This is a genomic window from Actinomycetospora cinnamomea (assembly GCF_003096675.1).
Lineage (GTDB): Bacteria > Actinomycetota > Actinomycetes > Mycobacteriales > Pseudonocardiaceae > Actinomycetospora > Actinomycetospora cinnamomea.
Genome location: NZ_QEKW01000016.1, coordinates 98,774 through 119,246, shown reverse-complemented (window position 1 = coordinate 119,246; position 20,473 = coordinate 98,774). Strand labels below are relative to the sequence as shown.

Annotated in this window: 17 protein-coding genes, 1 pseudogene and 1 riboswitch; of the genes and pseudogenes, 9 read left to right on the top strand and 9 right to left on the bottom strand. The window is 75.0% G+C overall.

The annotated features are described in order from the left end of the window. Positions 1–128, top strand: a pseudogene (locus C8D89_RS23355) (IS630 family transposase); the annotation flags it as partial. Here C8D89_RS23355 and C8D89_RS23350 read toward each other — a convergent pair. Beyond that, positions 125–2,005, bottom strand: coding sequence for a DEAD/DEAH box helicase (locus C8D89_RS23350; protein ID WP_243418326.1), 1,881 nt, complete (start codon positions 2,003–2,005; stop codon positions 125–127). The pseudogene C8D89_RS23355 and the gene C8D89_RS23350 overlap by 4 nt on opposite strands. A 277-nt stretch (positions 2,006–2,282) precedes the next feature. On the opposite strand from C8D89_RS23350, the gene C8D89_RS23345 reads away from it, so the two are divergent. The 3 genes from C8D89_RS23345 (at position 2,283) to C8D89_RS23335 (ending at position 5,671) form a co-directional block, all read left to right on the top strand. Then, positions 2,283–3,377 (top strand): class I SAM-dependent methyltransferase, encoded by a 1,095-nt coding sequence (locus C8D89_RS23345; RefSeq protein WP_243418325.1) that lies wholly within the window; start codon positions 2,283–2,285, stop codon positions 3,375–3,377. Then, positions 3,374–3,928 (top strand): hypothetical protein, encoded by a 555-nt coding sequence (locus C8D89_RS23340; protein WP_116710532.1) that lies wholly within the window; start codon positions 3,374–3,376, stop codon positions 3,926–3,928. Before C8D89_RS23345 ends, C8D89_RS23340 begins: the two co-directional genes overlap by 4 nt. Positions 3,929–4,009: 81 nt before the next feature. Beyond that, positions 4,010–5,671, top strand: a complete 1,662-nt coding sequence (locus tag C8D89_RS23335) for a helix-turn-helix domain-containing protein (protein ID WP_116710531.1) — start codon at positions 4,010–4,012, stop codon at positions 5,669–5,671. A gap of 25 nt (positions 5,672–5,696) precedes the next feature. Here C8D89_RS23335 and lepA read toward each other — a convergent pair whose 3' ends face one another. After that, positions 5,697–7,610: a translation elongation factor 4 gene (gene lepA / locus C8D89_RS23330; protein WP_116710530.1), complete on the bottom strand. Its 1,914-nt coding sequence runs from the start codon at positions 7,608–7,610 to the stop codon at positions 5,697–5,699. A gap of 182 nt (positions 7,611–7,792) precedes the next feature. Here lepA and rpsT point away from each other — a divergent pair, with 182 nt between their 5' ends. Then, complete coding sequence (gene rpsT / locus C8D89_RS23325) at positions 7,793–8,086, top strand: 30S ribosomal protein S20 (RefSeq protein WP_116710529.1); 294 nt, start codon at positions 7,793–7,795, stop codon at positions 8,084–8,086. 155 nt (positions 8,087–8,241) lie between these two features. On the opposite strand, the gene holA is transcribed toward rpsT, so the two are convergent. Further along, a complete protein-coding gene (gene holA, locus C8D89_RS23320) occupies positions 8,242–9,273 on the bottom strand; it encodes a DNA polymerase III subunit delta (protein ID WP_165825895.1) in 1,032 nt (343 codons plus the stop codon). A 157-nt stretch (positions 9,274–9,430) separates the two neighbouring features. Then, positions 9,431–9,541, top strand: a riboswitch (SAM riboswitch). A 12-nt stretch (positions 9,542–9,553) separates the two neighbouring features. On the opposite strand from holA, the gene thrC reads away from it, so the two are divergent. Then, positions 9,554–10,816 (top strand): threonine synthase, encoded by a 1,263-nt coding sequence (thrC, locus tag C8D89_RS23315; RefSeq protein ID WP_116710528.1) that lies wholly within the window; start codon positions 9,554–9,556, stop codon positions 10,814–10,816. 92 nt (positions 10,817–10,908) lie between these two features. On the opposite strand, the gene C8D89_RS23310 is transcribed toward thrC, so the two are convergent. Then, entirely contained in the window at positions 10,909–13,290 is a 2,382-nt protein-coding gene (locus C8D89_RS23310; protein ID WP_116710527.1) for a ComEC/Rec2 family competence protein, read from the bottom strand. 47 nt (positions 13,291–13,337) lie between these two features. Continuing rightward, positions 13,338–14,432 carry a ComEA family DNA-binding protein gene (locus tag C8D89_RS23305; protein WP_243418324.1) on the bottom strand — a complete coding sequence of 365 codons (1,095 nt, stop codon included), beginning with the start codon at positions 14,430–14,432 and terminating at the stop codon, positions 13,338–13,340. 365 nt (positions 14,433–14,797) lie between these two features. Between C8D89_RS23305 and C8D89_RS23300 the strand changes: the two genes are divergently transcribed. Then, positions 14,798–15,262 (top strand): MSMEG_3727 family PQQ-associated protein, encoded by a 465-nt coding sequence (locus tag C8D89_RS23300; protein WP_116710526.1) that lies wholly within the window; start codon positions 14,798–14,800, stop codon positions 15,260–15,262. 27 nt (positions 15,263–15,289) lie between these two features. Further along, a complete protein-coding gene (locus C8D89_RS23295) occupies positions 15,290–16,978 on the top strand; it encodes a PQQ-dependent dehydrogenase, methanol/ethanol family (protein WP_116710525.1) in 1,689 nt (562 codons plus the stop codon). A gap of 15 nt (positions 16,979–16,993) precedes the next feature. On the opposite strand, the gene C8D89_RS23290 is transcribed toward C8D89_RS23295, so the two are convergent. From C8D89_RS23290 to rsfS, 4 genes are read right to left on the bottom strand one after another with little or no spacing between them, the layout of a single operon-like run. Next, positions 16,994–17,425: an SRPBCC family protein gene (locus C8D89_RS23290; RefSeq protein ID WP_116710524.1), complete on the bottom strand. Its 432-nt coding sequence runs from the start codon at positions 17,423–17,425 to the stop codon at positions 16,994–16,996. 54 nt (positions 17,426–17,479) lie between these two features. Further along, positions 17,480–18,205, bottom strand: a complete 726-nt coding sequence (gene octT, locus C8D89_RS23285) for a diglucosylglycerate octanoyltransferase (RefSeq protein ID WP_116710523.1) — start codon at positions 18,203–18,205, stop codon at positions 17,480–17,482. Next, on the bottom strand, positions 18,202–18,816 hold the full coding sequence (locus C8D89_RS23280; RefSeq protein WP_116710522.1) for a histidine phosphatase family protein: 615 nt from the start codon (positions 18,814–18,816) through the stop codon (positions 18,202–18,204). Before C8D89_RS23280 ends, octT begins: the two co-directional genes overlap by 4 nt. After that, positions 18,813–19,217, bottom strand: coding sequence for a ribosome silencing factor (gene rsfS / locus C8D89_RS23275; protein WP_116710521.1), 405 nt, complete (start codon positions 19,215–19,217; stop codon positions 18,813–18,815). The genes C8D89_RS23280 and rsfS overlap by 4 nt, the downstream gene beginning before the upstream one ends. Before the next feature lie 93 nt (positions 19,218–19,310). Here rsfS and C8D89_RS23270 point away from each other — a divergent pair, with 93 nt between their 5' ends. Beyond that, complete coding sequence (locus C8D89_RS23270) at positions 19,311–20,465, top strand: FIST signal transduction protein (protein WP_116710520.1); 1,155 nt, start codon at positions 19,311–19,313, stop codon at positions 20,463–20,465. The last annotated feature ends 8 nt before the right edge of the window (positions 20,466–20,473 follow it).

Sequence of the window (20,473 nt, the reverse complement as noted above, 5' to 3'; positions counted from 1 at the left end):
TCATCGAGAAGATCCGCACCTTCATCGACGGCTGGAACGACCGCTGCCACCCCTTCACGTGGACCAAGACCGCCGAAGAGATCCTGCCCCACGCCACGCGTCAACGAACTTCAGACGCGCGACACTAGCGGCGCCGCTTGGGGCCGCGGGGCGGGGCCGAGGCGACCTCGGCGCCGGACGCGCGGCGCAGGCCCATCGGCCGGCCCGCGACGCGGGCGCGCTGCAGGCGCTTGACCACGTGGCCCGGCACGTCGGCGGGCAGCTCGACCAGCGTGTGGTCGGTGCGGATGTCGATGTGCCCGATGTGCGCCGAGTCGAGCCCCGCCTCGTTGGCGATGGCGCCGACGATGGCGCCCGGGCGCACGCGCTGGTTGTGGCCGACCTCGATGCGGTAGGTGTCGGTGCCCGACCCGACCGTCCACGACGGCGCACGCCCCTGCCCGCGGTCGGGCTTGCCCTTGCGGTCGCCCCGCTCGGCCCGCGGCGGCGGCGCCGGCAGCTCCTCGACCAGCAGCGGCTTGCCGTCCTGGACCATCGTGGCCAGCGCGGCTGCGACCTCGAGCGGGTCGGCGTCGGTCTCCTCGACGTAGCCGCGCACCAGCGAACGGAACACGTCGACGTCGTCGCCGCCGGGGATGCCGTCGGCCATCGTCGTGGTGATCCGGTCGCTGAAGCGCCGGCGACGGCGGTCGTTGACCTCGTCGGTGCCCGGCACCGACATCTCCTCGGCCTTCTGCTTCGTGACCGACTCGATCATCCGCATCGTGCGGATCTGACCGCGGGTGACGAACGAGATCGCGTCGCCGCTGCGCCCGGCCCGGCCCGTGCGCCCGATGCGGTGCACGTAGGACTCGGGGTCGGTCGGCAGGTCGTGGTTGACCACCAGCGAGATGCGCTCGACGTCGAGACCGCGGGCCGCGACGTCGGTGGCCACCAGCACGTCGATCTTCCCGGCGCGCAGGTCCGCGATCGTCTTCTCGCGCTGCGGCTGGCTCAGGTCGCCCGAGATCGCCACGGCCGCGAAGCCGCGTCGGTTGAGGGCGTCGGTGACGTCGGTGGTGTTCTGGCGGGTGCGCACGAACACCAGGCAGGCGTCGAAGTCCTCGACCTGCAGGATGCGCGACAGCGCGTCGGCCTTGAGCCGCTCGGGCACGACGACGTAGCGCTGGCGGGTGTTGACGCCGGTCTGCGTCTTCGACTTGATCGACACCTCGGCCGGGGCGTTGAGGTGCCGGCGCGAGACCTCGCGGATGGCCGCGGGCATGGTGGCCGAGAACAGGGCCACCTGGCGGTCGTCGGGCAGCTGCTCGAAGAGCGCCTCGACCTCCTCGAGGAAGCCCATCTGCAGCATCTCGTCGGCCTCGTCGAGCACGAAGTGCGCGACGTGCGACAGGTCGAGCGTGCCCTTCTCGAGGTGGTCGGCGACGCGGCCGGGCGTGCCGACGACGATCTGACCGCCGCGGCGCAGCCCCGCGAGCTGCGGGCCGTAGGGCGCGCCGCCGTAGAGCTGGACGACCTGCAGGCCGGGGACGCCGGCGCCGAGGCGCTCGACCGCGTCCGCGACCTGGATCGCGAGCTCGCGGGTCGGGGTGAGGACCAGCGCCTGGACGGCCTTCTGCGCCGGGTCGATCGCCGACAGGATCGGCAGCCCGAAGGCGGCGGTCTTGCCGGTGCCGGTCTGGGCCAGGCCGAGCACGTCGCGGCCGGCGAGCAGCAGCGGGATGGTCTCGGTCTGGATCGGGGTGGGGGTGTCGAACCCGGACTCGGCCAGGGTCGGCAGGAGGCGCTCGGCCAGGCCGAGGGCGGCGAAGGCGGAGGCCGGCTCGGGCTCGGGGTCGGCGACCGGCTGGTCGGTGATGGTCGCCTCGGGGCCCTGCTCGCCGACGGTCTCGTCGGCGGGGGTCTCCTCGGCGGGGGTCTCGTCGGTCGTGGGGGTGATCACGTCGACGAGCTCGACGTCAGGATCGGACAGGCTCGAGTCGGACAGGACAGCAGCGTTGGACACGTAGCTCTTTCGCGGAGGGATCGGCGGACGACGTGAGCTGTCCGCGGACCCGGTGACACGCGGGGTCCTTCCCAGGCCGACAGCTCGGCGTTGACAACCAGTCTACGCGAGTGGTCATTCCCGCCGCGTGCCCGTGCCCGTCCCACCCGCCCCGCGCGGACCGTCGGAGTGGGTGGAACGGCCCAGGTCGCGCTGGTCGCGGATGCACGATCCGACCGATGTGGCGGGCCCGCCGGCGGCCGTACCGTCGTCGTGCGGATGGATCGAGGAGGCAGCCGTGACGAGCACCGCCGTGACCACCCCCGGCCTGGACGAGGCGAGGACGCAGCGCTTCACCGAGCGGCTGCTCGGCATGTACACCGACGCCCTCGTCGTCCTGATGATCGATCTGGCCGACCGGACCGGCCTCCTCCCGGCGCTCGCCGCCGCTCCGGGCACGAGCACGGAGCTCGCCGCTCGCGCGGGCCTGCAGGAGCGCTACGTGCGCGAGTGCCTCGGTGCCCTGGTGACCGCCGGGCTCGTGTCCTTCGATCCTGGACGGCGGCAGTACCTCCTCCCCGCCGAGCACGCGGTCTGCCTCACCGGTGCCACGTCGCGCAACCTCGCTCCGATGGCTCGGGTGGGTACCCTGCTGGCCGGTCATGTCCCCGGCGTGGCGCGGGCGTTCCGGGAGGGCGGCGGGGTGCCGTACGAGGCGTTCCGACCCGAGTTCACCGACATGATGGACGCCGTCTCGCGCGGGCTCGTGGACTCCCAGCTGATCGACGGCATCCTGCCCCTGGCCGGCGACCTGGTCGACCGGCTGGCCGCGGGGATCCGGGTGGCCGACCTCGGCTGCGGCACCGGCCACGCCGTGAACGTCATGGCGCGGGCGTTCCCCCGGTCGCGGTTCGTCGGTTACGACCTGGCGGCGGACGCGATCGACGCCGCGCAGGCCGAGGCCGCCGAGATCGCTCTGATCAACGCGACCTTCGAGGTGCTCGACGTCGCGGCGCTGCCCGCCGACCCGCCGTTCGACGCCGTCTGCGCGTTCGACGCGATCCACGACCAGGCCGATCCGGCAGGGGTCCTGGCACGCGCTCATGCGGCGCTCGTGCCCGGCGGCACGTTCCTCATGATGGACGTGAAGGCCGCCAGCGACCTCGAGGACAACCTCGGCAACCCCTTCGCCCCGTGGCTCTACGGCGTGAGCACGCTCCACTGCACGACGGTCTCGCTCGCACGGGGTGGAGCGGGGCTGGGCACGGTGTGGGGAGAGCGCGTCGCCCGGCAGATGCTCGCCGACGCGGGATTCGTCGACCTGGCGGTGCACGACGTGCCCGACGATCCGCTCGACTCCCTCTACGTCGCACGCAAGGGCGCGCAGCCGTGAGCGCCCCGGCGGAGGTCGCCGAGGTGACCGCCCGGCTGGGCGTCCTCGCCGGGCGGGTCGGCCTCCGGGTGCTGGTCGTGCCGGCGGACGAGCCGCCGATGCACTTCGGGACGTCGGTGCGCACCGGCCTCGGCGTGCCGGCCGTGCCCGGTGCCCTGGCGATGACGTGGATCGAGACGGAGGACTCCGCCGAGGAGGGCGAGGTCGAGCAGCGCGGCGCGGAGGTCGTCGAGGCGATGGCCGCCGAGCCCGGCTTCATCGGGTTCGTCGGCACGAACGCCGCGGGCCGGGGCCACACCTTCACCGCCTGGACCTCGCCGGGAGCCGCCGAACGCGCCGTCGCCGGAAACCGGCCGCACGCCGAGGCCCGGCGCCGGTTCCTGCACGGCACGCTCGGACGTCGCGGCTTCACCAGCCTCTGGGTCCCGCACCGGCTCAACCCCCAGCACGTCCGCTGTCCCGACTGCGGCGACCGGCACGCGATCCGGCCCGGGAACGAGGCGCCACGCTGCCACTGCGGCGCCGCCCTCGGGCTCGCGCCCTACTTCTGAGGTCCTCGAGGCCTCCCACCGCCTCGCGGCGCCGCAGTACGCTGGTCCGCCTTCTTCCGCACGTAGGGCAGGGGCTGGGCCATGGACGACCTCGACGACGTCCTCGTCGCGGCGCGCGCGGCCTACGCCGACCGGCGGTGGGCGAACGCCCGCGAGGGGCTCGGTGCCGCCGCGGCGGGCCGCGACCTCCCCGGAGTCGATCTCGCCCTGCTGCACGACGCCGCGTGGTGGCTGGGTCGCGCCGACGAGTCGATCGCGGTCGGCACCGACGCCTACCGGGAACTCGTCGCGGACGGCGATCCCCGGCGCGCAGCGTGGGTGGCGATCGGCGTCGCGGTCAACCACCTGCTGCGCGGCGAGGAGGAACGGGGCCTGGCCTGGCTCGGGCGCGCCGGCGGGCTGCTGGCCGACCAGCCCGAGTGTCCGGAGCAGGGTTACCTGCGCCACCTGACCGAGGTGGAGGCCGGCCTCGACGGACCGGATCTGGAGGTGGCGGCCGCGGCCGCCCGAGAGGTCCGCGCACTGGGCCGGCGGCTCGGTGAGGCGACGCTCGTGGCGTGCGGGCAGCTCGGGGAGGGCCGGGCCCTGCTGCGGCTCGGCCGCGTCCCCGAGGGTATGGCGCTGCTCGACCAGGCGATGCTCGCCGTCGCCACCGGCGAGCTGCACCCGGAATGGGCGGGCGACCTCTACTGCAACACCATGGCCGCCTGTGTCGAGCTCGGGGACATCCGCAGAGCGCGGCGGTGGACTGCGGCCACCGAGCAGTGGCTCGCCACCGTGGGAGAGGCGGTGCTGTTCCGGGGCATCTGTCGGGTCCACCGCGCCCAGCTCCACCTCGTCGCCGGGGACTGGGGCCACGCCGAGCGCGACGCCGAGGCGGTCTGCCGCGACCTCGCGGACATCCACACCGCGGCGGCCGCCGAGGGCCACTACCTGCTCGGCGAGGTCCACCGGCTGCGCGGCGAGGGCACCACCGCCGAGCAGGCCTACCGGGCCGCGCACCGTCGCGGACGCGACCCCCAGCCCGGGCTCGCACTGTTGCGGCTCGCGCAGGGCCGTACGGAGGCTGCTGCCGCCGCCGTCCGCACCGCCCTCGTCGCCGAGCCCGGGCACCCGCTGCGCCGCGCGCCGCTCTGCGCCGCACAGGTGGAGATCGCGATCGCCGCCGCCGACATGCCGACCGCCCGCAAGGCGAGCGACGAGCTCACCGAGACGGCGACGACGTTCGCCGGCCCCGCCCTCGCGGCCGCCGCCCGGCAGGCGGCCGGCGCGGTCCGGCTGGCAGGAGGGCAGGCGCACGAAGCGCTGTCCGCGCTGCGGGACGCGTGTCGCGCCTGGCGGGAGCTGGGGGCGCCGTACGAGGCGGCGAGGGTCCGCGTGCTCCTCGCCGCGGCCCACCGCGAGCTCGGGGACGACGACACGGCGCAGTGGGAACGGGACGAGGCCGTCGCGACCTTCACCGCGCTCGGGGCCCGCCCCGATCTCCGTACCCTCGCCGATTCCGTGGGCGCGGCCCCCGGCGGTCTCACCGCACGGGAGGTCGAGGTCCTCCGTCACCTGGCTGCGGGCGCGAGCAACCGGACCATCGGCACTGCGCTGGTGATCAGCGAGAAGACGGTCGCCCGACACCTGGCCAACGTCTACACCAAGCTCGGGGTGACGTCCCGGACCGCGGCGGCCGCTGTCGCGTTCGCCCGCGGCCTCGCGCCACCCACCCCGGCCGCTCCCCCCCGACCGCGCTGACCGAGCGCGGCCACCGACCGCTCGGTTACTTCTTGCTCTTGCTCTTCTCCACCGCGTTCTGGTCGGTCGAGAGCGCCGCGACGAAGGCCTCCTGCGGGACGTCGACCCGCCCGATGGTCTTCATCCGCTTCTTGCCCTCCTTCTGCTTCTCCAGCAGCTTGCGCTTGCGGGTGATGTCCCCGCCGTAGCACTTGGAGAGCACGTCCTTGCGGATCGCGCGGATGGTCTCGCGAGCGATGATCCGCGAGCCGATCGCGGCCTGGATCGGCACCTCGAACTGCTGGCGCGGGATGAGCTCGCGCAGCTTGCCGGCCATGCTGTTGCCGTACGCGTACGCGGCGTCCTTGTGCACGATCGCCGAGAACGCGTCGACCGGCTCGCCCTGCAGCAGGATGTCGACCTTGACCAGGTCGGCGGCCTGCTCGCCCGCGGGCTCGTAGTTCAGCGACGCGTAGCCGCGGGTGCGTGACTTCAGCACGTCGAAGAAGTCGAAGATGATCTCGGCGAGCGGCATCGTGTAGCGCAGCTCGACCCGGCTGTCGGACAGATAGTCCATGCCCTGGAGCGACCCGCGCCGCGACTGGCACAGCTCCATGATCGCGCCGACGAAGTCCGACGGGGCGAGCACCGAGACCTTGGTGATCGGCTCGTAGATCGTCGACACCTTGCCCTCGGGCCACTCCGCGGGGTTGGTGACCTCGACCTCTCCCCCGTCGTCCAGCTCGACGCGATAGACGGTGTTGGGCGCGGTGGAGATGAGGTCGAGGCCGTACTCCCGCTCGAGCCGGTCGCGGGTGATCTCCAGGTGCAGCAGGCCGAGGAACCCGCAGCGGAACCCGAACCCCAGCGCCGCCGAGGTCTCCGGCTCGTAGGACAGCGCGGCGTCGTTGAGCCGCAGGCGGTCCAGCGCGTCGCGCAGGATCGGGTAGTCGGACCCGTCGATCGGATAGAGCCCGGAGAAGACCATCGGCTGCGGGTCCTGGTATCCGCCGAGGGGCTCAATGGCGCCCTTGCGCTCCCAGGTCACGGTGTCGCCGACGCGGGACTGGCGGACGTCCTTGACGCCGGTCATGAGGTAGCCGACCTCGCCGACGCCCAGGCCCTGGCAGGGCTTCTGGTCCGGCGAGATGATCCCGACCTCGAGCAGCTCGTGCACCGCGTTCGTCGACATCATCCGGATGCGCTCGCGCGGGGTGATCTTGCCGTCGACGACGCGGATGTAGGTGACGACGCCGCGGTAGGTGTCGTAGACCGAGTCGAAGATCATCGCGCGGGCCGGGGCGTCGGCGTCGCCGACCGGGGCGGGCACGCGGCGCACGACCTCGTCGAGGACGGCGGGCACGCCCTCGCCCGTCTTGGCGCTGATGCGCAGGACCTCGTCGGGCTCGCAGCCGATGAGGTGGGCGATCTCCTCGGCGTAGCGCTCGGGCTCGGCGGCGGGGAGATCGATCTTGTTGAGCACCGGGATGATCTCGAGGTCGTGCTCCATGGCCAGGTAGAGGTTGGCCAGGGTCTGCGCCTCGATGCCCTGTGCGGCGTCGACCAGCAGGATCGCGCCCTCGCACGCGGCCAGCGAGCGGCTGACCTCGTACGTGAAGTCGACGTGGCCGGGGGTGTCGATGAGGTGCAGGACGTGGTCGCGCATCTCGCCGTCGGGACCGGCGGCGTACCAGGGCAGGCGCACGTTCTGCGCCTTGATGGTGATGCCCCGCTCGCGCTCGATGTCCATGCGGTCGAGGTACTGCGCGCGGTAGGCCCGCTCCCCCAGCACGCCGGTCAGCTGCAGCATGCGGTCGGCCAGCGTCGACTTGCCGTGGTCGATGTGCGCGATGATGCAGAAGTTGCGGATGCGCTCGGGCGGCGTGAACGTCTCGTCGGCGTAGCCCGCCGTGCCCGGCCGTCCAGGGGTGCTCGCGGACTGCTGGGTGGTCTGGGTCAACGGATTCCTCACGTCTCGCTCGGCCGGGCTCCCCACCATCGTCCCATGCCGCGGGCCCGGGACCGGCCGCCGAGGCGATCGGCGGTGCTTGGTAACCTGGCTGCTACTGCGTGGTGCGGTCGAGCGCCCCCGCGCGCTCTCCAGTGCATCGACCCCCGACAGACGAAGGTTCCGGACACGCCGTGGCGAACATCAAGCAGCAGGTCAAGCGCATCCGCAAGAACGAGGAGGCGCGCCGCCGCAACAAGGCGGTGAAGTCGCGCATCAAGACCGCCATCCGCCGCTACCGCGAGGCCGTCGAGGCCGGGGACGGCGAGCAGGCCACCACGCGTCAGCGCGAGGCCGCCCGCCTGCTCGACAAGGCCGTCAGCAAGGGCGTCATCCACAAGAACCAGGCCGCGAACAAGAAGTCGCGCATGGCCCACCGCGCCGAGCGCTTCACGGTCGACGCCAAGGCGGGCAAGACCCCGGCCTGATCGGCCCAGCAGCTTCGACGGCCCGTTCCCGCGCCCGCGGGGACGGGCCGTTCTCGCGCGTGGGCACCGGGCGCGCCGGCCCCGGGTGCCGCAGCGAGGGACGCCCTGGCTGCGGGGGGCGCAGTCACGGTGTCCCTCGCTCCAAGGGGGACGGGTCAGCGGCGCGAGGTGCCCCGCGCCGCGACGACCTCCTGCACCGCGTGCTCGAGCGCGTACGACGGGTCGGCGGCGGCGCCCTTGACGTCGGCGTTGAGGTCGGCGACGACGCCCATCGCCCGGGTCAGCCCGTCGGCGCCCCAGCCGCGGGCCTGGCCCTGCGCCTTGCGGACCTTCCACGGCGGCATCTTCAGCGCCGACGCCATCGCGTAGGGGTCGCCACGGCCGGCGGCGCTGACGCGGGCGACGGTGCGGACCGCGTCGGCGAGGGCGTCGGCGACCAGCACGTGCGCGACGCCGGTCTCCAACGCCCAGCGCAGCGCCTCCAGCGCGCCGGCGCGGTCACCGGTGATCGCCCGCTCGGCCACCGCGAACCCCGTCACCTCGGCGCGCCCTCGATGGAAGCGGCGCACCGCGTCGGCGTCCACCTGTCCGCCCGAGTCCGACGCCAGCTGCGAGGCCGCCGCCGCGAGCTCGCGCAGGTCGGAGCCCACGGCGTCCATCAGCAGACCCAGCGCGTCGCCGGTGATCCGCCCGCCGGCCTGGCGCACCTCGGCGCGCACGAAGTCGGCCCGCTGGTCGTCCGACAGGCCGGTCGCCGGTGACTCGGTGGCCCCCGCCGACCGCAGCCCCTCGAGCAGCGCGTCCCCCTTGCCGCCGCCCTTGCCACCGCTCTTCTTGGCCGGACGCCGCCCGCCGCTCTTCGGTGGCCCGCGGTGCACGACGACGAGCGTGACGCCCTCGCTGGGCGCCTTGGCGTAGTCGAGCAGCAGCGTGGTGACCTCGGCGCTCGCGTCGTGGGCGTTCTCGAGCACGACGACGCGCGACTCGGCGAACAGCGACGGGCTCACGAGCTCGCCCAGGACGCCGGCGGTGACCTCGCCGACCGGCAGGTGCGCCACCTCCACCGCCGGGTCGGCCTCGCGGGCCGCGGCGATCGCGCGGGCCACCGCGCGCTCCACGAGCAGCGCCTCGTCGCCGACCACCAGGTGCACCGGCGCCGGCACCTCCGACGCGCTCGCGGGACTCACGGGATCGATGGTGTCACGCAGGTGCGACGCCCCGGACCGGACCGCCCTCGGCGGGTGAGCCGGGTCTCGATCCAGACACGGCCGGTGGTCGCCCTCGTCGGAAGTGACGTAGTGTCTTTGCCCGAGCGTCCCCCGGGACGCCGACACAACCACATACGGCTCATCCAGAGGGGTAGAGGGACCGGCCCGACGACACCCCGGCAACCGGCGTCAGCGTGCAGCGGCGATCACGGTGCCAATTCCGACCCGTCCGCGGGGAAGATGAGGAGGACTTCCTGCCATGACGCTGACTGCCCAGCCGACGACGAGTACCGGCTACGACCTCGGGCCCGCGTCCTCGCTCTCCTGTCGGGCCTGCGGCCACCGCATGGACCTCGCCGCCGAGTTCGCGTGCCCGCAGTGCTTCGGGCCCCTCGAGGTGGCCTACGACTTCGGCCGCGTGACCCGCGAGGACATCGAGCGCGGACCCCGCAGCATCTGGCGCTACAAGTCCTTGCTGCCGGTGCCGACGACCGTCGAGCGGCACCCCAACACCGATCCGGGCTGCACCCGCCTGCTGCGCGCCGACCGTCTCGGCGCCGCACTCGGCATCCGCAACCTGTGGGTCAAGGACGACACCGGCAACCCCACCCACTCCTTCAAGGACCGGGTCGTCGCCGTCGCCCTCGCCGCGGCCCGCGAGCTCGGCTTCACCACGCTCGCCTGCCCCTCGACGGGGAACCTCGCCAACGCCACGGCAGCCGCCGCGGCGCGCGCCGGCTGGGACTCGGTCGTGCTCATCCCGGCCTCGCTCGAGCGCGCGAAGATCCTCATGACCGCGGTGTACGACACGAACCTCCTGGCCTGCGAGGGCACCTACGACGACGTCAACCGCCTGGCCACCGAGCTCGCTTTCGAGCAGGAGGACTGGGCGTTCGTCAACGTCAACGTCCGCCCGTACTACGCCGAGGGCTCGAAGACGCTGGGCTACGAGGTCGCCGAGCAGCTCGGCTGGCGCGTCCCGACCCAGACGGTCGTCCCGATCGCCTCGGGCTCGCAGCTGACGAAGGTCGACAAGGCCTACGGCGAGCTCATGCGCCTGGGGCTGGTCGACGACACCGACTACAAGGTCTTCGGTGCCCAGGCCGCCGGCTGCTCGCCCGTCTCGACCGCCTTCCGCGAGGGCACCGACGTGGTCCGCCCGCAGAAGCCGGACACCATCGCCCGGTCGCTGGCCATCGGCAACCCCGCCGACGGGCCCTACGTCCTCGACGCCGTACGCCGCTGCGGCGGCGTGGTCACCGACGTCACCGACGAGGAGGTGCGCGACGGCATCCGGCTGCTCGCCCGCACCGAGGGTGTCTTCGCCGAGACCGCCGGCGGGGTGACCGTGGCCAACGCGAGGAAGATGGTCGAGTCCGGCGATCTCGACCCCGACGCCGACACCGTCCTGCTCATCACCGGCGACGGGCTCAAGACCCTCGACGCGATCGAGCACCAGGTGGGCCCGAAGGCGACGATCCCGGCGACGTCGTCGGCGGTCCGCGAGGCCCTGGGGCTGTAGTGGCGGGGTGGAGCGTGCCCTGGGGACACGCTCCGCCGTCCCTCCGGTGAGAGCCCGCGGAGCCCGTGTCCCGAGGACACGGCTCCGGGTGGTCACCGTCGCCTCGGGTCGGGGCGCGGGTCGCCGCGGGCGACCACGGACGGGCCGGCGCCGTGACCGGTGCCGGCCACGACCGCGATGTCGCCCGACTCGTCGGTGCGGCGCACGAGCGCCCCGCTGCGGGCGAGCAGGCCCACGATCTGCGGGTTCGGGTGCCCGTAGGTGTTGCCGCGGCCCACGCTGACCAGCGCGAGCGACGACCGCGCCGCGGTGAGGAAGGCCGGCAGCGACGACCGCGAGCCGTGGTGGGGCACCTTGAGGATCTCGGCGTGCAGGTCGGAGCCCACCCCGAGCAGCGAGGACTGCGAGGCCAGCTCGGCGTCGCCGGGCAGCAGGACCCGCCCGACCGGGGTGTGGGCGCGCAGCACCACCGAGGTGTCGTTCACCGCGGAACCGTCCTCCCCGTCCACGTGCGCCACAGGCCGGACGGGGCCGAGGACCTCGAGCACCAGCCCCGGCCAGCGCAGCACCGTGCCCCGCCCGAGCCCGACCAGCGGCGCCCGCGCCGCCCCCGCGCGCCGCACGACCTGCCCGAGGGTGTCGGCCGGCTCCCGCGCCGGCCCGAGCGCGATCCCGCCGACCGCCCGCCCCGCCAGCGCGCCGGCGAGCCCGCCCACGTGGTCGGCGTGCAGGTGGCTGAGCACCACCAGCGCCAGCGACCGCACGCCCAGCCGGGCCAGGCACGCGTCGATCACGCCGGCCTCCGGGCCGACGTCGACGAGCACCGCGCGCCCCGGCTCGCCGGTCGCCAGCACCAGCGCGTCGCCCTGACCGACGTCGCACGCCACCACCGACCACCGCGCGGGCGGCCACCCCGGCGGCGCGACCCGCGTCGGCACCAGCACCAGCAGCGCGCCGACCAGGACCGCGGCCACCACCGCGCGCAGGCGACGCCACCGCAGCACGACCGCCGCCAGCACCACGGCCCCGGCGAGCAGCAGCGCGCCCGGCACCCCACCTGGCCAGGTGATCGTCGCGCCCGGCACCGCCGCGCACCGCCGCGCCACCCACACCAGCCACGACACCCCGGGCCCGGCGAGCGACACCAGCACGTGGGCACCACCGGCCCACACCGGCGCCACCGCCGCGGTGAGCACCCCGAGCACGGTCACCGGGGCCACGGCGGGCGCCGCGAGCAGGTTCGCGACCACCGCGACCAGGCTCACCTCACCCGAGAGACCGGCGATCACCGGCGCGGTGACCACATGCGCGGCCACCGGCACGGCCAGGGCCTCCGCGACGCCCGGCGGCACCCCGCGCGCCCGCATCCGCGCGACCAGCCCGGGCGCGAACAGCACCAGCGCGCCGGTGGCGAGCACCGACAGCGCGAACCCCGGGTCGGTGGCCAGTCCCGGGTCGACCAGCAGCAGCACGACCACCGCCGCGCACAGCGCCGGCACCACCGAACGCCGCCGCCCCACCGCCAGGGCGAGCACCGTGACCCCGCCCATCACCGCCGCACGCAGCACGCTCGGCGAGGGACGGGCGAGCACCACGAACCCGACCAGCGCGAGCCCCGCCAGCACCGCCGCCGTCCGCGGACCCGCGCGGACGAGCCGGGCCACGAGCACCACCGCGCCGCACACGATCGCGACGTTGGTGCCCGAGACCGCGGTGAGGTGGGTGAGCCCGGCCGTGCGGAAGTCGTCGGCCAGGCCCGGGGCCACGCCCGAGGTGTCCCCGACGACGAGGCCGGGGAGCAGACCGGCCGGGTCCTCGGCGAGCACCGCGCGGGCGGCGTCGCGCAGCCCGGCGCGCAGCTCGCCCGCGACGCGCTGGGCCGACGGCACCGGTCCGGCCGCCCCGGGTGGCCCGCGGACCTGCAGCACCGCGACGGTGAGGTCGGCGCGGTCGGGCGGGGCGAGCTTCCCCCGCGCACTCACCCGCTGGCCGGGCAGCAGGCCCGCCCAGTGCTCGGCGGGCGCCATCAGCACGACCCGCCCACCCGCGCGCCAGGCCGGGGCACCGCCGATGTGTCCGCCGACCTGCCCTCCGACGAGCTCACCCCGGACCACGACCCGTCCGGCCCCGGGAACCGACGAGCGCACCGGCCGCGGATCGGCCGTGACCACGAGGTCCAGCCGGGCCGACGCCCCGGTGCCGGTGGCCGGGCGCACGGGATGGCTCGCGACGGCGTGGGCGGCGAACCCGGCGACCAGACCGACGGCGGCCGCGCACCCGCCGGCCGCGACCACCGCGGCGCGCAGGCCTGCCCGCCGCCGGGCGTCGACCCGCCGCGCGGCCACGACCACCGCCACCCCGGCGAGGGCGACGAGGACGGCCGCCGCGCCCCAGCCCGCGGTGAGGGCCGCGACGGCCACGCCCCACGACGCCAGCGCGGCGGGCACGAGGCGCAGGTCGGGCGGGGCGGGCACCTCCGACGGTGGGGTCGCCGTCCCCGGAGGGCGAGCCACACCGCGACTCACACCGTCACCAGGTCGCGCAGGTTGGCCAGGCGGGCCTCGCCGATGCCGCTGACCTCCTGCAGCTGCTCGACGGCGGTGAAGCGCCCGTTCTGCGCGCGCCACTCGAGGATCCGCTGGGCGGTGACCGGGCCGACGCCGGGCAGCTGGTCGAGCTGCTCGAGCGTCGCGGTGTTCAGGTCGACACGGCCACCCGGTGCGGGAGCGCCGCCCGCTCCCCCGCCCGTCGGAGCGGCGCCTGACCCCGCAGCGCCGGCGCCCGCCGCCGCGGGCGTCGGCACCCCGACGACCACCTGCTCGCCGTCGGCGATCCGGGCGGCGAGGTTGAGCCCGGTCAGGTCCGCGTCGGGTGTGGCCCCGCCGGCGGCGTCGACCGCGTCGCCGACGCGGCTGCCCGGGGCGAGGCGCACGAGACCCGGGCGGTGCACCTTGCCGGACACCGACACGACGATCGGCCCCGCGTCGACGGGGGCCGCCGAGGGCGGGCCGGCGGTCGCGGGCGGCGCGGGCGCGCCCGCGACCAGCGGCAACGACGGCACCGGCTCGGGCACCGGGCGGTCGGCCCACACGCCGACGGCCGCGACCACCGCGGCGACGGCGGCGACGGCGGCGAGGGCGAGCGCGCCGGTCCGTCCCGGATTCCAGCGAGCCCCCGCCCAGGACGCGGGGAGCCACCGCTCCGCCCACCGGCGCGCCCGGTCGCCCCGTGGCGACGGGTCCCAGGCGCTGCCGCGCCTCGGGGCCGCGACGTCGTCCGGGTCGTCGTCCCCGTCGTCCCACCACGGGTCGTCCGACTCCGGCGGCGCCTCACGAGCCCCGGCCGGAGACCGAGCACCGGCGGTCCCCGGGAGGCGCAGGCGCGCCGCCGGCGTGCCGGACGGGGCGCCGGGCCACCCGACCCGCGTCGATCCGTCCGCGCCCGACGGCGAAAGGTCGACCTCCCCGGGCCCGCCCCACGGGGTCCCCCCGACCGATCGCGCCGGAGCGCGATCGCTCCGTGGTGCCCCGGCCGACGTCGCGCCGAGCGAGCGGAGCCGGTGACGCGAGCGGTCGGCGGGCACGTCGGGCGCCGTCGACGCGGTGGAGCGGAACACGGTCGAGACGCTAGGAACGCCCTCCCCGGAGGCGGTACCGCTCGCCCCGGCCCTGGGGACGGCCGGTGACCCTGTGGACGAGACGAGGCCACGTCTCCCCGGAGCCAGGGACGGACGGCCGCCCCGGTTCGTCCGAACGCCGCGGCGAGCCCTCGCCGCCCGAGGGCCGTCAGCCGATCGCAACCTCGCGCCGTTGCCGGGCGGATCCGTGCGCTGCCACCGTCGGGTGACGGTTGACCGCTCAGCTGGGCCCCGCCTCGACGGCGACACCGTCCGCGACGACCCACTCCGGCGTCCGAGGAGCCCGACGGTTCCCGGCCGGTGTCCCCGTCCGAGGGCGACTTCTCCCGAACCTCGGAGCGCTGATGACCACTCGACTCCAGGACGTGTCCCAGGCCGTGGACGAACTCGGCCTGGACAGGAAGAACCGGGCGGCGATCGGACGGCTGACCGCGTCCGGCTCGGTCGGCTACGCCACCGAGGACGCCGACGGGTGGATGCGGGCGCGGGTGCGGATCGTGCCGGACCAGATGATCTGGGAACCATCGATCCTGGTGCTCCCGCACGGCGGCGACGCGGAGCTCGACGTCGTCAACGACGACGCCGGGACGCACGCGGCGCTGTTCCCCAGCAACGGTGACCGCCAGTTCCTCCCGCTGCCGTCGTACTCGCGCGGCACCGCGCGGATCAACCTCGACGGGCCGGGCCTGTACTGGTTCAGCTCCGCGATCGGCAACGACCAGGGCAGTGGCCTGCGCGGCGTCATCCTCGTCCTCGGCGACGTCCCCGACCACGCCCGGCTCGACCGTCCCGACCAGCCGCGCCCCTAGCCACGCCGTCCACCAGCGAGGTACCCCATGACCACCGAGTACGTCGACGCCGGCACCGCGACGAACCAGGGCGAGTTCAGCGGCATGACGGGCTCCGCGCCGCCGGTGACCCGTGACATCGCCGCCGAGCGGCTGCGCGACGCGCGCTCCGAGCCGCAGAACTGGATGACCTACTACGGCGCCTACGACGGCCAGCGGTTCAGCCGCCTCGACCAGATCACCCCCGACAACGCCCACCGGCTCGCGCCGGCGTGGATCTTCCAGTCGGGCTCCGCGGGGACGCATGCCGGCGAGTCCACCTACGCGTTCGAGGCCGCCCCGATCGTCGTGGACGGCGTGATGTTCCTGGCCGGGTGGGACGGCTGGGTGTGGGCCCTCGACGCGACCAACGGGCACCAGCTCTGGCGCTACAAGCACGAGGTGCCGACCGACCTGTCGCTGTGCTGCGGCAACGTCAACCGCGGCGTCGCCGTCGCCCACGGGAAGGTGTACGTGGTCACGCTCAACGCCCACGTCGTGGCCCTCGACGCCGCGACCGGCGCGTGCGTGTGGGACACCGCGTACGGCGACGTCCGCGCCGGCGAGAGCGCCACGGTCGCCCCGCTCGTCGTCAAGGACATGGTGATCGTGGGCAGCTCGGGCGGGGAGTTCGGCGTCCGGGGCCACCTCGACGCGTTCGACCTGGAGACCGGTGAGCGGCGGTGGCGGACCTACATGGTGCCCCGCCCCGGCGAGCCCGGCTCCGAGACCTGGCCCGACGGCGAGGAGTGGGCCCGCGGCGGCGGCAACTGCTGGATCACCGGCACCTACGACCCCGAGCTCGACCTCGTCTACTGGGGCACCGGGAACCCCTCTCCGGACTTCGACGGGGAGGTCCGCGAGGGCGACAACCTCCACACCGACAGCGTCGTCGCCGTCGAGCCCGACACCGGTGCCATCCGCTGGCACTACCAGTACACGCCGCACGACCTGTGGGACTACGACTCGAACATGGAGAACATCCTGTTCGAGTCCGACGGGCGCCGGCTGCTCGGGCACTTCGACAAGAACGGGTACTTCTTCGTCCTCGACCGCACCGACGGCACGCTGGTCAGCGTCACGCCGTTCGTCGACCGCATCACCTGGGGCGAGATCTCCCCCGACGGCACGGTCACCCCGAAGGTGTACCCCGCGGACGAGGGCGAGCCGGTGCACTTCTGGCCCGGGCCCGGCGGCGGGAAGGAATGGACGCACGCCGCCTACAGCCCCGACACCGGCCTCTTCTACGTCCCCGTGCAGGACGTCGGCGCGACGATCACCCGTCGACGCCAGGACTTCAAGGAGAGCGTCCCCTACTGGAGCGCCAGCGTCGCGGTCGACACCGAGGACATGGCCGGGTACCTCATGGCCTTCGACACCTCCGGGCGCGAGGTGTGGCGTTGGCACAACGAGGTGCCCATGTGCGCCTCGGTCCTCGCCACCGCCGGCGGCGTCGTGTTCACCGGCCGGCCCACCGGCGAGGTCGGCGCGTGGGACGCCCGCACCGGGGAGCTGCTCTGGGAGTTCCAGACCGGCAGCGGCATCCACTCCAGCCCCACCACCTACAGCGTCGACGGCCGCCAGTACGTCGCGGTCCCCTCGGGCTGGGGCAGCTGGGCCGACGGGTTCCTGCCCGGGCTGATCGGCGGTTCCCACGGCGACGCCGTGGTCGTGTTCGCCCTGCCCGAGGACCGCTGAGGGCAGCGCGCACGATCAGACCCCGGGCATCGTGAGCATCTCCGCGAGGCGGCGCATGTTGCGCCGGCCCGCGGCACGCAGGACGACACCGGCCGGCGGCAGCAGCGGTCGTGCCACCCCGCGCGCCCCGAGCTCGAGCGTGAGGGTCAGGTGGCACCCCCGCTCCCGGTCGGTGACCTCGCCGACGATGTCGACGTCGACGCCGCGGAACCGCAGCCGCGTGCGCCAGTACCACGGCCGGTCGAACGCGAGGATCTCCGCGTCCGCGGTCCCCATCCCGTGCCACGTCCCGCGGAAGCGCGACCCGACACCGAGCGGCTCCCGACCGAGAAGGTCGACACGGCGGCACGCCGGGTTCCACACGGCCTCGGTGCGCAGGTCCGCGACGTGGTCGAACACCGTCTCCGGGGCGGCGTCGACGTCCAGCCGGTTCACCACGGTCACCATGGGCACCACCGTCGCGCGACGACATCCCGGAGGGCAACGTCCCTGGCGATCGGCTCAGCCCGCCAGCGCCTCCCCGACCGCGCGACCGATCGCCTCGCCGACGACCGCGTGCGCCGGCCAGCCCCAGTGGATGCCGTCGGGGTTGCCGTGGCCGCCGAGCACGTGGTCGGCGACGAGCGGGGCCGGGTCGACGAGCACGACGTCGTGCGCGTGCGCCCAGGCGGTCATCGCCGCGACGTGGCGCTCCCGCCCGGCGTGCACCCCGCCGTAGAGCGGTGCCCGGTGCACCGCGGGCAGCATCCCGACCACGGGCAGGCCCGGGATCAGCGCGGTCACCGCGACGCGCAGCCGCTCGAGGTGCCGCACGGTCTCGCGCGGGGGCAGCGCCACCGGACCCGCCGGGCCCAGCAGCCGCGCCGCCCGGGGCGTCAGCCACGCGTGCCCGTCCCGCAACGCCCGCCGCAGCCGCGCCGGCCGCACGGCGGGGATCAGCTCGCGCACCGACGTCGGCACCGGCGAGGGCAGCGTGTCCATGCCCCCGACCCCCAGCACCACGGCGTCGGCGCGGCGCAGCGACGCCCAGATGCGCGGGTCGCCGGCCATCGCCCGCCACGCGTGGCGCGCCGTCCAGCCCAGGCCCGCGTGCAGCTCGGCCCGCCCGCCGGCCGTCCGCGCCGCGACGTGGGGCCACAGGCGGGGTTCGTCGGCCGGCTCGGCGCGGTCGGGGCCGTGGAAGGACAGCGAGTCGGCGACGACGACGAGCACCGGCCCGGCGCTCACGCCTCGAGGCCCCAGGCCCGCAGGCGCCAGCGGTCGATGCGGTGCTCGAGCACCGCCCAGGCGCAGTTGGCGAGCGGTTGCAGCGAGTGCCACGCCTCGATCGGCCAGCCCAGGGTGGACGCCGTCAGCGCGCTGATCGTGCCGCCGTGCGCCACGACCATCGCCGTCTGCCGCTCGTCGGTCCCGGCCAGCTCGCCGGCGAGGTCGTCGAGGACGGGGACGGCGCGGCGGGCGACGTCCACGCGGGACTCCCCACCCGGCGGCGCCCAGGCCGGGTCGGTGCGCCAGGACTCCAGCCCGCCGGGCCAGCCGTCCTCCACCTCGCGACCGGTGAGACCCTCCCAGTCCCCGAGCGCGGTCTCGCGCAGCCGCGGCTCCGGGCGGGGGACGAGGGCGGCCTCCTTGGCGACGGCCTCCGCGGTGCGCCACGCCCGGACCTGGTCGGAGGCGACGAGCAGCACCGGCTCGTAGACGGTGAGCACGGGCGCGGCGGCGAGGGCCTGGGCGCGTCCGGTCTCGTCCAGCTCGGGGTCCAGCCGCCCCTGCATCCGGCTCTCCGCGTTCCAGGTCGTGCGCCCGTGGCGCACCAGGACGAGGCGCTGGAGGCTCACTCGCCGGCGGCGCTCTGCTCGCGGTCCGCCGGCGGTCCGTACACCACGTCGGGCAGGGGCACCGACGGGCAGTCCTTCCACAGCCGCTCGAGGCCGTAGTACTCGCGTTCCTCGGAGTGCAGGACGTGCACGACGATGTCGTCGAAGTCGAGCAGCACCCACCGCGCCTCCTGCGTGCCCTCGCGGCGCACGGGCTTGGCGTCCAGCGCGCGCAGCTTCTCCTCGACGCTGTCGACGACGGCCTGCACCTGGCGCTCGTTCGGCGCCGAGGCGATGACGAAGCAGTCGGTCAGCGGGAGCCGCTCGGACACGTCGATGGCGACGACGTCGCGGGCGAGCTTGTCGGCGGCGGCGAGCGCGGCGGTCTCGGCCAGACGGCGCGCGCGGTCGGTGACGGCCACGAAACCCTTCGAGGGATCGGCGACGGGAGCACACCGATCCTACTCGACGCCCACACCGGGTCGTCGGCGCCGAGACGGCCTTATCCTGGTCGGATGTCGGACTTCGGGGACGGGCTGGCCCAGGGCGCCGACCTGGTGGCCGCCGCCGAGAACGCCGTCGCCCAGGCCACGGCCCCGCTCGGGGGCCGGCGGCCCGACCTGCTCGCCGTGTTCGTCTGCCACCCGGACCCCGGCGAGGTCGCCCGGGCGGGCGCGCGGGCGATGGAGGTGGCGGGCGCGCGAGCGGCGATCGGCTGCAGCGCCGGCGGCGTGATCGGCGACGGGCGTGGCGTCGAGGCCCGGCCCGCGGTCGCGGTGTGGGCGGCGGCGCTGCCCGACGCGACGCTGACCCCGTTCCGTCTCGAGGCCACCCGCACCGAGACCGGCATGGTGGTCGGCGGGATGCCGCAGCGCCGCGACGACGACGCGGTCGCCCTGCTGCTGGCCGACCCGTACACGTTCCCCATCCAGGGCTTCGTCGAGCAGTCCGGGGAGGCGCTGCGCGGCCTTCCCCTGGTCGGCGGCCTCGCGTCGGGACCCGGCGGGGCCGGCGCGGCGCGCCTGTTCCTCGACGGTGCCGTGCACGAGCGCGGCGTCGTCGGCGTGACGATCGGTGGCGACGTCCGGGTCCGCACGCTGGTCAGCCAGGGCTGCCGGCCCATCGGCCCGACGATGACGGTGACGGCCGCGGAGGGCCCGCACCTGCAGGGCCTCGCCGGCGTGCCGGCGTACCGCAAGCTCGAGCAGATCCTCCGCGAGCTCGACGAGTCCGAGCAGCAGATGGTCGCCCAGGGGCTGCACCTCGGCATCGCCATGGACGAGTACGCCGACGACCACCGTCAGGGCGACTTCCTCATCCGCGGCGTCGTCGGCGCGGACCCCGAAGGGGGCACGATTACGGTCGGTGACGTCGTCGAGGTCGGGCGCACGGTGCAGTTCCAGGTCCGCGACGCCCGGAGCGCCGACGCCGACCTCGACTGGCTGATGACGCGCCACCGCGGCGACGGCGACACCGCGGGTGCGCTGCTGTTCTCGTGCAACGGGCGGGGACGGGCGATGTTCTCCGACGCCGACCACGACGTGCTCGCCGTGCGGCGCGGCCTCGAACCCCAGGGCGTCGCCGGGTTCTTCGCCGCCGGCGAGATCGGGCCGGTCGCCGCGCGGAACCACCTGCACGCGTTCACGGCGTCGGTCCTGGCCTTCGGCTGACCCGACCC

Excerpts from the sequence above, each read along its gene's own strand:
- thrC (WP_116710528.1), top strand. The coding sequence starts at position 9,554 with ATGACGCTGACTGCCCAGCCGACGACGAGTACCGGCTACGACCTCGGG.
- C8D89_RS23335 (WP_116710531.1), top strand. The coding sequence starts at position 4,010 with ATGGACGACCTCGACGACGTCCTCGTCGCGGCGCGCGCGGCCTACGCC.
- C8D89_RS23270 (WP_116710520.1), top strand. The coding sequence starts at position 19,311 with ATGTCGGACTTCGGGGACGGGCTGGCCCAGGGCGCCGACCTGGTGGCC.
- C8D89_RS23290 (WP_116710524.1), bottom strand. The coding sequence starts at position 17,425 with ATGGTGACCGTGGTGAACCGGCTGGACGTCGACGCCGCCCCGGAGACG.
- C8D89_RS23300 (WP_116710526.1), top strand. The coding sequence starts at position 14,798 with ATGACCACTCGACTCCAGGACGTGTCCCAGGCCGTGGACGAACTCGGC.
- C8D89_RS23295 (WP_116710525.1), top strand. The coding sequence starts at position 15,290 with ATGACCACCGAGTACGTCGACGCCGGCACCGCGACGAACCAGGGCGAG.